We start from the raw sequence: 13,603 nt of genomic DNA, 5'->3' as shown, positions 1-13,603 counted from the left end.
TGAAGCCACGGGCCCGTCCCACCCCGACATGGACCTCGATGCCCGAACGGACGTTAGATTTCGAGTTCTAGGCGTTCTGCGATGAAGGTTGGATCCCAGCCGGGATTGAAAGTGTCGACGTGGGTGAATCCGAGCCGCTCGTATAGGCCACGCAGGTTCGGGTGGCAGTCGAGCCGCAGCTTGGCGCACCCCTGCGTTCGCGCGGCATGGCGGCAAGCCTCGATCAGCGCGGAGCTGACACCCCGGCCCGCATGTGTCCGTCGCACCGCGAGCTTGTGCAGATATGCGGCCTCCCCCTTGAGGGCGTCGGGCCAGAACTCGGGATCCTCGGCCGACAAGGTGCAACAGCCGACGATGCCGTCGCTGCAACTCGCGACTAGGAGCTCGGATCTCAGGACGAAGGTCTCCGCGAATGTCCGGTCGATCCGCGCGACGTCCCAGGCGGGCGTTCCCTTGGCGGACATCCACGCCGCAGCGTCGTGCATCAGCCGCACAACCTCGTCGATATCACCCGAGCAGGCGACCCGAACGTTCGGGGGCTCCTCGCTGTCCATTCGCTCCCCTGGCGCGGTATGAACCGCCGCCTCATAGTGCAGTTTGATCCTGACGAGCCCAGCATGTCTGCGCCCACCTTCGCGGAACCTGACCAGGGTCCGCTAGCGGGCGGCCGGAAGGTGAATGCTAGGCATGATCTAACCCTCGGTCTCTGGCGTCGCGACTGCGAAATTTCGCGAGGGTTTCCGAGAAGGTGATTGCGCTTCGCAGATCTCCAGGCGCGTGGGTGCGGACGTAGTCAGCGCCATTGCCGATCGCGTGAAGTTCCGCCGCAAGGCTCGCTGGACCCAGATCCTTTACAGGAAGGCCAACGGTGGCGCCCAAGAAGGATTTCCGCGACACCGAGACCAATAGCGGAAGCCCCAACGCCGACTTCAGCTTTTGAAGGTTCGACAGCACGTGCAGCGATGTTTCCGGTGCGGGGCTCAAGAAAAATCCCATCCCCGGATCGAGGATGAGCCGGTCGGCAGCGACCCCGCTCCGTCGCAAGGCGGAAACCCGCGCCTCGAAGAACCGCACAATCTCGTCGAGCGCGTCTTCGGGTCGAAGGTGACCGGTGCGGGTGGCGATGCCATCCCGCTGCGCTGAGTGCATAACCACCAGCCTGCAGTCCGCCTCAGCAATATCGGGATAGAGCGCAGGGTCAGGAAATCCTTGGATATCGTTCAGGTAGCCCACGCCGCGCTTGAGCGCATAGCGCTGGGTTTCCGGTTGGAAGCTGTCGATTGAAACACGGTGCATCTGATCGGACAGGGCGTCTAAGAGCGGCGCAATACGTCTGATCTCATCGGCCGGCGATACAGGCCTCGCGTCCGGATGGCTGGCGGCCGGTCCGACATCCACGACGTCTGATCCGACTCGCAGCATTTCGATCGCCGCGGTGACAGCGCCGGCGGGGTCTAGCCGCCGGCTCTCATCGAAGAAGGAGTCCTCGGTGAGATTCAGAATGCCGAACACCGTCACCATGGCGTCGGCCTCCGCAGCGACTTCCACGATGGGGATCGGGCGAGCAAAAAGGCAGCAATTATGAGCCCCATACCTACAAAGCCCCACGCATCAAGCTTTTGCCCATGAAGCAACCAGGCAATGGCTGTAATTATGACGACGCCGAGTCCCGACCAGACTGCATAAGCAACACCGACAGGGATGGATTTCAGAACCAGAGAAAGAAAATAAAATGCGATGCCATAACCGATTATGACAACGGCGGAAGGGGCAAGCTTAGTAAAGCCCTCGCTAGATTTTAATGCGGATGTTGCGATTACTTCGCCAACTATTGCGATAACAAGAAAAAGCCAGCCTTTCATGATATATCTCCCAATTTGTGTAGGGCTTATTATGCACGCTTAAAAATAATAAAAGCAGACTTGACCTGATAGTTTGGCTGTGAGCAATTATGTGCTTAGTGCATCTAACGCTTGAGTTAAGCCGCGCCGCGAAGCGGCGTCGGCTTGAACGAATTGTTAGACATTATTTGCCGACTACCTTGGTGATCTCGCCTTTCACGTAGTGAACAAATTCTTCCAACTGATCTGCGCGGGAGGCCAAGCGATCTTCTTCTTGTCCAAGATAAGCCTGTCTAGCTTCAAGTATGACGGGCTGATACTGGGCCGGCAGGCGCTCCATTGCCCAGTCGGCAGCGACATCCTTCGGCGCGATTTTGCCGGTTACTGCGCTGTACCAAATGCGGGACAACGTAAGCACTACATTTCGCTCATCGCCAGCCCAGTCGGGCGGCGAGTTCCATAGCGTTAAGGTTTCATTTAGCGCCTCAAATAGATCCTGTTCAGGAACCGGATCAAAGAGTTCCTCCGCCGCTGGACCTACCAAGGCAACGCTATGTTCTCTTGCTTTTGTCAGCAAGATAGCCAGATCAATGTCGATCGTGGCTGGCTCGAAGATACCTGCAAGAATGTCATTGCGCTGCCATTCTCCAAATTGCAGTTCGCGCTTAGCTGGATAACGCCACGGAATGATGTCGTCGTGCACAACAATGGTGACTTCTACAGCGCGGAGAATCTCGCTCTCTCCAGGGGAAGCCGAAGTTTCCAAAAGGTCGTTGATCAAAGCTCGCCGCGTTGTTTCATCAAGCCTTACGGTCACCGTAACCAGCAAATCAATATCACTGTGTGGCTTCAGGCCGCCATCCACTGCGGAGCCGTACAAATGTACGGCCAGCAACGTCGGTTCGAGATGGCGCTCGATGACGCCAACTACCTCTGATAGTTGAGTCGATACTTCGGCGATCACCGCTTCCCTCATGATGTTTAACGCCTGAATTAAGCCGCGCCGTAGGCGTCGGCTTGAATGAATTGTTAGAGGGCAATGCCATGACATACCCAAGTGAGTGGAAAGGTAATGTGGATGCGGTTGATGGAACCGCGATCTTCAAGATCGACGGAGTTGAATACTCGCTACACCTCGACTCTTTCACCAACTACCAGATTGTTGCTGGAATGCTCGATGCGGTTTTTACCCAAGGGAAACAATTTGCAGAGCAGGCCATCCGGTCGCATGTGTCTCGTGCGCTGGACGATGCGAAGCGGCTCCATGCCCTCTAACTTTGTTTTAGGGCGACTGCCCTGCTGCGTAACATCGTTGCTGCTCCATAACATCAAACATCGACCCACGGCGTAACGCGCTTGCTGCTTGGATGCCCGAGGCATAGACTGTACAAAAAAACAGTCATAACAAGCCATGAAAACCGCCACTGCGCCGTTACCACCGCTGCGTTCGGTCAAGGTTCTGGACCAGTTGCGTGAGCGCATACGCTACTTGCATTACAGTTTACGAACCGAACAGGCTTATGTCCACTGGGTTCGTGCCTTCATCCGTTTCCACGGTGTGCGTCACCCGGCAACCTTGGGCAGCAGCGAAGTCGAGGCATTTCTGTCCTGGCTGGCGAACGAGCGCAAGGTTTCGGTCTCCACGCATCGTCAGGCATTGGCGGCCTTGCTGTTCTTCTACGGCAAGGTGCTGTGCACGGATCTGCCCTGGCTTCAGGAGATCGGAAGACCTCGGCCGTCGCGGCGCTTGCCGGTGGTGCTGACCCCGGATGAAGTGGTTCGCATCCTCGGTTTTCTGGAAGGCGAGCATCGTTTGTTCGCCCAGCTTCTGTATGGAACGGGCATGCGGATCAGTGAGGGTTTGCAACTGCGGGTCAAGGATCTGGATTTCGATCACGGCACGATCATCGTGCGGGAGGGCAAGGGCTCCAAGGATCGGGCCTTGATGTTACCCGAGAGCTTGGCACCCAGCCTGCGCGAGCAGCTGTCGCGTGCACGGGCATGGTGGCTGAAGGACCAGGCCGAGGGCCGCAGCGGCGTTGCGCTTCCCGACGCCCTTGAGCGGAAGTATCCGCGCGCCGGGCATTCCTGGCCGTGGTTCTGGGTTTTTGCGCAGCACACGCATTCGACCGATCCACGGAGCGGTGTCGTGCGTCGCCATCACATGTATGACCAGACCTTTCAGCGCGCCTTCAAACGTGCCGTAGAACAAGCAGGCATCACGAAGCCCGCCACACCGCACACCCTCCGCCACTCGTTCGCGACGGCCTTGCTCCGCAGCGGTTACGACATTCGAACCGTGCAGGATCTGCTCGGCCATTCCGACGTCTCTACGACGATGATTTACACGCATGTGCTGAAAGTTGGCGGTGCCGGAGTGCGCTCACCGCTTGATGCGCTGCCGCCCCTCACTAGTGAGAGGTAGGGCAGCGCAAGTCAATCCTGGCGGATTCACTACCCCTGCGCGAAGGCCATCGGTGCCGCATCGAACGGCCGGTTGCGGAAAGTCCTCCCTGCGTCCGCTGATGGCCGGCAGCAGCCCGTCGTTGCCTGATGGATCCAACCCCTCCGCTGCTATAGTGCAGTCGGCTTCTGACGTTCAGTGCAGCCGTCTTCTGAAAACGACATGAAAGGTGCTTCACGAGCATCTGATTTTGTTCCAAAATTGGTTTCACTATCTATGTTTCACAAACGGTATGTCAGAACGAATTGGATACGCTCGGGTTAGCACCGACGATCAGGATCTCGCCTTGCAGATTGATGCCCTGCAGCAGGCGGGCTGCGAAATCATCTATCAAGAGAAGATCAGCGGCAGCTCAACGGATCGACCAGAGCTTGATCACTGTTTAAAAGCGCTGCGGCCTGGCGACACATTGGTGGTATGGCGCATGGATCGGTTGGGTCGATCATTGGCGCACCTGGTGCGGACGATCACGGACTTGGAGGTCCAGCACATCGGTTTTGAGAGCCTGACCGAACGCATAGAGACTGGTAGCGCCACTGGGAAACTGATGTTCCACGTGTTTGCTGCCATGGCCGAGTTTGAGCGTAACTTGATCCGTGAGCGCACGATGGCTGGCCTGAAGGCAGCCAGGGCGCGGGGGCGTAAGGGTGGACGTAAACCTGTGCTGGATGCTCAAAAAATCAAGGAAATCAAAGTGTTGCTCAGCAACCCAGATATGGCGGTCACCGAAGTGGCGCAGCGCTACGGAGTGAGTCGAACGACGATTTATCGTCATGTGGGCAGCGTCAAACCGACTGCAACACCATGAACGCCGTAGAAATCGAACAAGCCATCACCGACCTTGCGGAGCAGCCGTTCGACCGCGCGGAGTTTCCCTTTGCATTTCTTGAGGCCTTCGGCAACAAGGCGACGACCATCAAGCGCCTGCGCGCGGGGGCGTCAAACAAGTCCGACCTCGGCGGTGTTCTCCAGACCAGCAACATCCACATCCTGACCTGCGACGCGGGGCAGGTGACGCAGGCGCTGGCCGCGCTCAAGGGCAGCCCGGCCACAAGCAAGGCCAAGGCGAAGTTCATTCTCGCCACGGACGGCGCAGACTTCGAAGCCGAAGACCTCACCAGCGGCGAGACTGTCGCCTGCACCTTCAAGGACTTTCCGGATCACTTCGGCTTCTTCCTGCCGCTGGCGGGTATTAGTACCGTCCGTCAGATCAGCGAAAACGCCTTCGACATCCGGGCCACCAGTCGCCTGAACCGGCTGTACGTCGAGCTGCTGAAAGACAACCCCGAATGGGGCACGGCAGATCGCCGTCATGACATGAACAAGTTCATGGCTCGGCTGATTTTTTGCTTTTTCGCCGAGGACACCGATATTTTCATCGGCAAGGGACGCTTCACCGACACCGTCGCGCAGATGAGCGAGCGTGACGCCTCCAATACTCACGAGGTCATCGCCACGCTGTTTCGCGCCATGAACACCCAGCGCGAGGAGCGGGCCACCGCTGGCATTCCCCGTTGGGCCGCAGAGTTTCCCTACGTCAACGGTTCCTTGTTCTCGGGCAGCGACGAAGTGCCGCGATTTAGTCGCATCGCCCGCTCTTACCTGCTGCACGTCGGTGGCCTCGATTGGACAAAAATCAATCCCGACATCTTCGGCTCAATGATCCAGGCCATCGCTGAAGACGAGGAACGTGGTGAGCTGGGCATGCACTATACCAGCGTTCCCAATATCTTGAAGGTGTTGAACCCGCTGTTTCTCGACGATCTGCGCGCAAAGCTGGAAGAGGCGGGTGACAACCCACGCACCTTGCTTAACCTGCGCAAGCGCATGGCGCGTATCCGCGTGTTCGACCCGGCCTGCGGGTCGGGAAATTTCCTTGTGATCGCCTACAAGGAAATGCGCACCATCGAGGCCGAGATCAACCAGCGGCGTGGGGAACAGGATCGCGCATCGGAAATTCCGCTCACTAATTTTCGCGGGATTGAACTACGCGACTTCCCGGCGGAAATTGCCCGCCTTGCGCTGATCATCGCCGAGTACCAGTGCGATGTTCTTTATCGCGGGCAACGGCTGGCGCTGGCCGAATTCCTGCCGCTTCGCAACGAGAACTGGATTACTTGCGGTAATGCACTGCGGCTGGATTGGTTGAGTATTTGCCCGCCGACTGGAACCGGCGTGAAGATGCAGGCGGATGATTTGTTTGCAACACCGCTAGAACAGGCGGAAATTGATTTTGAAAATGAAGGTGGTGAGACATATATCTGTGGGAATCCTCCCTATCAAGGGGCTCGTGAGCAATTGCCAGAGCAAAAAGAGGATTTAAAACGTATATTTAATGATCGTACAACCTCTTGGAGATTGCTCGATTATGTTTCCGCTTGGTTTTTGAAATCGGTCGATTATGGACTACGAACGAAGACCGATACAGCATTTGTGACGACGAACTCCATTTGTCAGGGACAGCATGTCCCAATCTTGTGGCCGCTTCTTCTTGAGACTGGTCATGAAATCGCTTTTGCACACACCAGCTTCAAGTGGGCGAATCTGGCGAGTCACAATGCTGGCGTAACTGTTGCCGTGATCGGCTTGTCCAATCAAGCGCCAAGAACTCGTCGATTGTTTTCCCTCTCAGTTGGTGGCGATGTCGTTGTCAAAGAGACCGATAATATCAATCCCTACCTAATAGCTGCGTCAAATATTTGGGTTGAAAAATCATCGCGGCCAATTTCAAAATTGCCTAATATGAATTATGGCAACTATCCAGGAGATGGTAATCACCTAACGCTCAGTCCTGCCGAGGCACGAGAGCTGCGTACTCGCCGACCTGATCTGAGTAAGATCGTAAAGCCCGTTTATGGCGCCCAAGAGTTTATCAGAGGTCTAAGTCGATTCTGTCTTTGGATCGACGATGAAATGCTCGACCAAGCTATGAGTGATCCGACTATTGCTAGTCGAATCGAAGCCGTCCGATCTACCCGGCTATCCAGTCGCGATCCGGCTTTGAACGCGCTTGCAACACGTGCACATCAGTACAGGGATCGCAATGCCGCAGAGCGTCAATTGATTCTCGTTCCGACCGTATCTTCGGAGCGGCGCGAATATATGCCAACTGACTTGAAGAGCGCAGAGGCTGTTACGACCAACCAAGCCTTCGCCCTTATTGACGCGCCACTTTGGAACATGGCGCTGATCGCCAGTCGCATGCATCTGGTCTGGATTGCCACCGTCTGCGGCAAGATGAAGACTGACTTTCGTTACTCTAACATCCTCGGCTGGAACACCTTCCCGGTGCCTATGCTCACCGAAAAAAACAAGGCCGATCTCACCCGCTGCGCGGAGGACATCCTGCTGGTCCGCGAGCATCACTTCCCCGCTACTATCGCTGACCTCTACAACCCCGAGAACATGCCCGCCGACCTGCGTGCTGCGCATGAGCGCAACGACGAAGTGCTGGAGCGCATCTACATCGGTCGGCGCTTTAGGAACGATACCGAGCGGCTGGAAAAGCTGTTCGACCTCTATACCAAGATGACGGCGGCTGAGGGCAAGGCACCGACGAAAAAAGGCGCGGCAAAAAGAGCTGCAGCGAGGAGGCGGGCATGAGCCGGCCTGAGCCGTTGCAGCCGGTGTACCAATTTTCCTCCGCTCAGGAGCCGGTCAGCCTGCGCCAAGGGACAGTGGAAGTTGATTTCAATAATGACAGGTTTTGCGGAATGGCTGACCTGGTGCTGAGATTCCTTCCCGGCCCTCGCTTGGTTTTTCACGCAATTGTCCGAAGCACGTCGGAGCCGGAATTGCCTTTTTTCCTGAATGTCCCAGACAATCTTTCGGTTTCATTCAATGGGCAGAAGATGGAGGGGTTTCGTGGGAGGTGGAAGGCAAATGGCAACACCTTGGAGTTCGATTGGATCCCGAGATCCCAGCCGGTAGTGCTGAGCGACATGCAGCCAAAAAATTCAGTTGCCGCAATTTTTCACCTGTTCAACTTTCCGGAGTTCCGAGGGGGCAATTATCAGGAGGTGGCCCCTCTAGGATGTGCTTTATTGGTGCTGGAATCTGAAGACTGGAAAATTTCCCTTCAGGAGCTTCCTGAAGATGCTACACGCGAAGCATGGGATCAGATCAAAAACGAAGGTGGCTGTTTCTTGACTCATATGGTCAAGATGGAGCGTAAGGATGGCGAGCAGTTCTCCGGCGAAGATGCTCAAGAGCAATGTTTTCTCTTGGATAACTTTCTGTCGTTCATTAACGGGGGGCGGTGCTGGCCCGTATGTGGGGTGGGGCTCGATGCCTCGGGCGAGACGACTTGGGAGACCTTTGCTTCTCCGCGCCCTGTCAGACCGCCTTATTCGTGGTTCAACCCATACAAGGCGAGTCAAGCTGAACTTCTGTTTCCGCTATTCGCAAAGCGTTGGCAGCAGTCGGCGGAGTGGAGGGATTGCCTGCATTCGGCGATCTACTGGTATGTGCAGGCTAACACGAGCGGTGGCTCACCGAGCATTGACGCCGCCATCATCCTGGCACAGGCTGCTTTGGAGCGATTGGCGCATCACTACTTGGTAGTAGATCAGAAGGTGGTCTCAGGCAAGGGGCGCGCTTCCGATCGGCTGCGAATGCTTTTTTCTGCGTGCGGTATTCCCAACGAGATCATGGACGCCACGCCAGACATACGCCGCGCGAATGGAACGTTCAAGAAAGACACCAGATGGATGGATGCGCCGCATGCTATCACCGACATCCGAAATTCTCTGGTTCATCCCGTTAGCAAGAAGAAATTGCACGATTGCCACGTGGATGCGTGGAAGTTGAGCTTGTGGTACCTGGAGTTGTCTGTGCTGGCCTTGTGCGGCTACGACGGCACCTATGTCAGTCGTTTGACGGCGAAGTACGTAACTGATTCTGCGAACGTGCCGTGGGGAAAGAAAGCATGAGCACCGATGATGCAAAACCTGTCAAGCTGACACCAGCACCCGAAGGCTACGCTGACTGGCTGGCCGACCTAAAGACTCGCATCCACACTGCCCAGCAACGCGCCGCTCTGGCGGTCAACCGTGAGCTGGTGCTGCTGTACTGGCAGATTGGTCAGGACATCTTGGCGCGGCAGGCCGCGCAGGGGTGGGGTGCGAAAGTCATCGAGCGGTTGTCGCAGGACTTGCGCTCGGCCTTTCCTGAGATGAAAGGCTTTTCCCCACGAAACCTGAAGTACATGCGTGCTTTCGCCGAAGCATGGCCGGATCAGTCATTTGTGCAAGAGGTGCTTGCACAATTGCCGTGGTATCACCAATTGGCCTTGCTGGACAAGCTGCCTGGCCCCAAAACCCGCCAGTGGTACGCAGCCAAAGCCATTGAGCACAACTGGTCGCGCAATGTGCTGGTGATGCAGATTGAAACCCGTCTATTGGAACGCAGCGGTAAGGCAGAGACCAATTTTGAGCTGACTCTGCCCAAGCCGCAGTCTGACCTGGCGCGCGAGTCGCTGAAAGACCCGTATCGCTTCGATTTTCTTGGTTTGACCGATGAGGCGCAGGAGCGTGCGGTCGAAGATGCGTTGGTCAAGCACGTCACTGAATTTCTGCTGGAGTTGGGCGCTGGTTTCGCCTTTGTTGGGCGGCAGGTGCTGCTGGATGTGGGGGGTGACGAGTTCTTCATCGACCTGCTGTTCTATCACCTCAAGCTACGCAGCTATGTGGTCATCGAGCTGAAGGCCGGCAAGTTCAAGCCCGAGCATCTTGGCCAACTGGGCTTCTATTTGACAGCGGTGGATGAGCAGGTCAAACACCCGCAAGACAACCCCACCATCGGCCTGCTGCTGTGCAAGAGCAAGAACAAGGTGGTGGCCGAATACGCGCTGCGCCAGAACGCGAAACCGCTGGGTGTGGCCGAATACAAGTTGATTGAATCCCTGCCGCCGGAGTTGGCGTCAGATTTGCCGAGCATCGAACAGATCGAACAGGAATTGATGGGAAATGATGCGGATACAGCCAATGCGGACGACAAGTCATGACCGATAACTTCGCCCGGCAGCGCGCCGTCCCCTCCGTTTCTGTCACCTATGCCCGCAATGGTGTCTCGACCAAGGCGAATGCCCTTGGGATGCGGCCGATGCAGGAACGGGCTTACGAGAAACGGGGAGAGCAATACTTGCTCATCAAGTCACCCCCCGCATCGGGCAAGAGCCGGGCGCTGATGTTCGTGGCACTGGACAAGCTGGCGAACCAGGGCATCAAGCAGGCCATCATCGTCGTGCCGGAGAAATCCATTGGTGCCAGCTTCAATGACGAGCCGCTGGCGAAGTACGGCTTCTGGGCCGACTGGCATGTTGAACCAAAGTGGAACCTGTGCAATGCGCCAGGCACCGACAACGGGGGCAAGGTGAAGTCGCTGGGCGCGTTTCTCGAAAGTGACGACAAGGTGCTGGTCTGTACCCACGCGACCTTCCGCTTCGCAGTCGATGCCTATGGTGTGGAGGCGTTCGACGACCGCCTGATCGCGGTCGATGAGTTCCACCATGTATCGGCCAACCCGGACAACAAGCTCGGCCAGCACCTGGGTCAGTTCATCGCGCGAGACAAGACGCACATCGTCGCCATGACCGGCTCCTACTTCCGTGGTGACGCCGAAGCCGTCTTGGCACCGACAGATGAAGCCAGGTTCGACACCGTCACCTACACCTACTACGAGCAGCTCAACGGCTACGAGTACCTCAAGCAGCTCGACATCGGCTACTTCTTCTACAGCGGGCCTTATGTCGATGACATCCTCAATGTCCTCGACCCTGCGGAGAAGACCATCATCCACATTCCCAACGTCAACTCGCGCGAGAGCACGAAGGACAAGATGCGCGAGGTGGAGCACATCATCGAGGCGCTGGGGGAGTGGCAGGGCATTGACGCCGCGACCGGCTTTCAGCTCGTCAAGCGGCCGGATGGCCGCGTGCTGCGCATCGCCGATCTGGTGGATGATGAACCATCGAAGCGCGACCGCGTGTCCGCCGCGCTCAAGGACCCCGCGCAGAAGAACAACCGCGAACACGTGGACATCATCATCGCGCTGGGCATGGCGAAGGAAGGCTTCGACTGGATCTGGTGCGAACACGCGCTGACCGTGGGCTACCGCGCCAGCCTGACCGAGATCGTGCAGATCATTGGCCGTGCCACCCGTGATGCACCGGGCAAAACCCGTGCGAGGTTTACCAACCTGATCGCCGAGCCGGATGCTGCCGAGGAAGCGGTCACCGAGGCCATCAACGATACGCTGAAGGCCATCGCGGCAAGCCTGCTGATGGAGCAGGTGCTTGCGCCGCGCTTCGAGTTCAAACCCAAGAATCCCGACAACCGCCCGACGCCGGGTTTTGACTATGGCGAGGGTGGCTATGACCCGGGCCGCTGCAACATCGGTGTCAATGAGCGGACAGGGGCGTACCAGATCGAGATCAACGGTCTTGCCGAGCCCAAGAGCAAGGAGGCAGCGCGAATCTGCCAGGAGGACCTGAATGAAGTCATCGCGGCCTTCGTGCAAGACAAGCCGGCCATCGAGCGCGGCCTGTTCGATGAGGAGCTGGTGCCCGAGGAGCTGACGCAGGTTCGCATGGGCAAGATCATCAAGGACAAGTACCCCGAGCTTGACGCCGAAGATCAGGAGGCGGTGCGCCAGCACGCCATTGCCGCCCTCAATCTCACCCAGCAGGCCAAGCGGCTTGTTACCGAAGGCGAGGGTGACGGGTCGTCACCCAACACCGCCCTGATCGACGGCGTGCGCCGCTTCGCAATGGACGTGCGCGAGCTGGATATTGACCTGATCGACCGCATCAACCCCTTTGGCGAAGCCTACGCCATCCTGGCCAAGACCATGAGCGAGGACAGCTTGAAGCAGGTGGCGGCGGCCATCTCGGCCAAGCGCACCTCAATTACCCCTGAAGATGCCAAAGCAATCGCCATACGCGCGGTTGGGTTCAAACGGGAACGCGGGAGGGCTCCATCGGTGACTTCCCAGGACGCCTACGAAAAATACCTCGCCGAAGGCGCGGCCGCTTTCATGCGTTTCAGGGCGGAGGGGCGCTATGAGTAACGCCGACCTTGACGACCTGGCGGCGGAGCTGGCCGAATTCGCACCGCCTGAGAAGAAGAAAGGGCGCCCCGCGAGCGAGGAGCGCGTCATCGCTGGCTTCGAGGAAATCCAGCGCTTCACCGAGCAGCATGGGCAGGCACCCCGGCATGGCGAGGACCGCGACATCTTCGAGCGCCTGTACGCCGTGCGGCTGGATCGTTTGCGTTCGCTCCCGGACTGTCGTGCCTTGCTGGAACCGCTGGATCATCAGGGCCTGCTTGCCGGAGCACCGGCTGATGCCGCTTTGGCTGATGGCGTTATCGATATTGACGACCTGGCCGCCGAGCTGGGTGATGTTGCTGACTCGGACGACATCACGGTCTTGCGCCATGTGCGCACCAGCGCCGAAAAACGCGCTGCCGAGGAAGTTGCGGATCGCAAGCCCTGTGAGGATTTCGAGACCTTCCGGCCCTTGTTTGAGCGCGTGCAAACGGAGCTGAAGACGGGCATGCGGCAGTCTCAACCGATTACAGCGGACAACCGGGCGGTTGGGGCAGGGGACTTTTTCGTTCTCGATGGCCTGACGCTCTACGTTGCCGAGGTCGGCGAGCCACTGAAAACCACCGCCGGGGAGGTGGATCGCCGCCTGCGCCTTATCTTCTCCAACAGCACCGAAAGCAACCTTTTGCTGCGCTCGCTCCAGCGCGCGTTCTACGACGATCCCGCCGCGCGGCGGCTGGCCTCGCCCGAGAGTGGGCAACTTTCCTTCGGCGGCGAGCTTGAGGCCGATGATGTCGAAAGCGGCACGATCTACGTTCTGCGCTCCCTGTCCGATCACCCGTATGTTGCGCAGCACCGGGATGTCATCCACAAGGTAGGCGTGACCGGTGGCAAGGTGGAAACGCGCATCGCTAACGCCGAGCACGATTCCACCTACCTGCTGGCGAAGGTCGAAGTGGTGGCGACCTACAAACTCGCGGGCATCAACCGCACCCGGATGGAGAACCTGTTCCATAGACTGTTTGCGTCCGCGCGGTTGAACATCACCATCAATGACCGCTTCGGCCATCCTGTGCAGCCTGAGGAATGGTTTCTCGTTCCGCTGTTCGTGATCGATGAGGCCGTGGCGCGCATCAAGGATGGCAGTATTACCGGCTACATCTATGATCCCAGCGCCGCGAAGCTGGTGAAGGCATAGAACAGCCCAAATATAGGAGTAGTCCTGGCTGGTGGCCAGGAGGAGCGTCAAGAG

11 protein-coding genes and 1 pseudogene are annotated in these 13,603 nt (G+C 57.8%); 8 read left to right on the top strand and 4 right to left on the bottom strand.

Going from position 1 to position 13,603, the window contains the following annotated elements; genetic code table 11:
* Positions 1-53 precede the first annotated feature (53 nt).
* From KUD94_RS04390 to aadA1, 4 genes and pseudogenes are all read right to left on the bottom strand, one after another.
* Positions 54-554, bottom strand: a complete 501-nt coding sequence (locus tag KUD94_RS04390) for a GNAT family N-acetyltransferase (protein ID WP_000376623.1) — start codon at positions 552-554, stop codon at positions 54-56.
* Positions 555-681: 127 nt separating this feature from the next.
* Complete coding sequence (gene sul1 / locus KUD94_RS04385) at positions 682-1,521, bottom strand: sulfonamide-resistant dihydropteroate synthase Sul1 (RefSeq protein WP_000259031.1); 840 nt, start codon at positions 1,519-1,521, stop codon at positions 682-684.
* Positions 1,515-1,862, bottom strand: coding sequence for a quaternary ammonium compound efflux SMR transporter QacE delta 1 (locus tag KUD94_RS04380; protein WP_000679427.1), 348 nt, complete (start codon positions 1,860-1,862; stop codon positions 1,515-1,517). Before KUD94_RS04380 ends, sul1 begins: the two co-directional genes overlap by 7 nt.
* Before the next feature lie 116 nt (positions 1,863-1,978).
* A pseudogene (aadA1, locus tag KUD94_RS04375) lies at positions 1,979-2,817 on the bottom strand (ANT(3'')-Ia family aminoglycoside nucleotidyltransferase AadA1).
* Between the two features lie 41 nt (positions 2,818-2,858).
* Between aadA1 and KUD94_RS04370 the strand changes: the two are divergent.
* The 8 genes from KUD94_RS04370 to KUD94_RS04335 all read left to right on the top strand — a co-directional run bounded on the left by KUD94_RS04370 (position 2,859) and on the right by KUD94_RS04335 (position 13,549).
* On the top strand, positions 2,859-3,116 hold the full coding sequence (locus KUD94_RS04370; protein WP_218238593.1) for a hypothetical protein: 258 nt from the start codon (positions 2,859-2,861) through the stop codon (positions 3,114-3,116).
* Between the two features lie 136 nt (positions 3,117-3,252).
* Positions 3,253-4,266, top strand: a complete 1,014-nt coding sequence (gene intI1, locus KUD94_RS04365; protein WP_000845048.1) for a class 1 integron integrase IntI1 — start codon at positions 3,253-3,255, stop codon at positions 4,264-4,266.
* Between the two features lie 271 nt (positions 4,267-4,537).
* A complete protein-coding gene (locus KUD94_RS04360) occupies positions 4,538-5,113 on the top strand; it encodes a recombinase family protein (RefSeq protein WP_218239182.1) in 576 nt (191 codons plus the stop codon).
* Positions 5,110-7,908 carry a DNA methyltransferase gene (locus KUD94_RS04355; protein ID WP_218238592.1) on the top strand — a complete coding sequence of 933 codons (2,799 nt, stop codon included), beginning with the start codon at positions 5,110-5,112 and terminating at the stop codon, positions 7,906-7,908. Before KUD94_RS04360 ends, KUD94_RS04355 begins: the two co-directional genes overlap by 4 nt.
* On the top strand, positions 7,905-9,236 hold the full coding sequence (locus tag KUD94_RS04350) for a hypothetical protein (protein ID WP_218238591.1): 1,332 nt from the start codon (positions 7,905-7,907) through the stop codon (positions 9,234-9,236). Before KUD94_RS04355 ends, KUD94_RS04350 begins: the two co-directional genes overlap by 4 nt.
* On the top strand, positions 9,233-10,309 hold the full coding sequence (locus KUD94_RS04345) for a YhcG family protein (RefSeq protein ID WP_218238590.1): 1,077 nt from the start codon (positions 9,233-9,235) through the stop codon (positions 10,307-10,309). Before KUD94_RS04350 ends, KUD94_RS04345 begins: the two co-directional genes overlap by 4 nt.
* The gene (locus tag KUD94_RS04340) at positions 10,306-12,372 is read left to right on the top strand and encodes a DEAD/DEAH box helicase (RefSeq protein WP_218238589.1); all 2,067 of its coding nucleotides are present in this window, start codon (positions 10,306-10,308) and stop codon (positions 12,370-12,372) included. Before KUD94_RS04345 ends, KUD94_RS04340 begins: the two co-directional genes overlap by 4 nt.
* Positions 12,365-13,549, top strand: a complete 1,185-nt coding sequence (locus tag KUD94_RS04335; protein ID WP_218238588.1) for a GIY-YIG nuclease family protein — start codon at positions 12,365-12,367, stop codon at positions 13,547-13,549. Before KUD94_RS04340 ends, KUD94_RS04335 begins: the two co-directional genes overlap by 8 nt.
* Positions 13,550-13,603: the final 54 nt, after the last annotated feature.

It is taken from the genome of Comamonas sp. NLF-1-9, from assembly GCF_019195435.1.
GTDB lineage: Bacteria > Pseudomonadota > Gammaproteobacteria > Burkholderiales > Burkholderiaceae_C > Comamonas_C.
The sequence above is the reverse complement of the archived record's forward strand: the minus strand, read 5'-3'. Positions and strand labels throughout refer to the sequence as shown.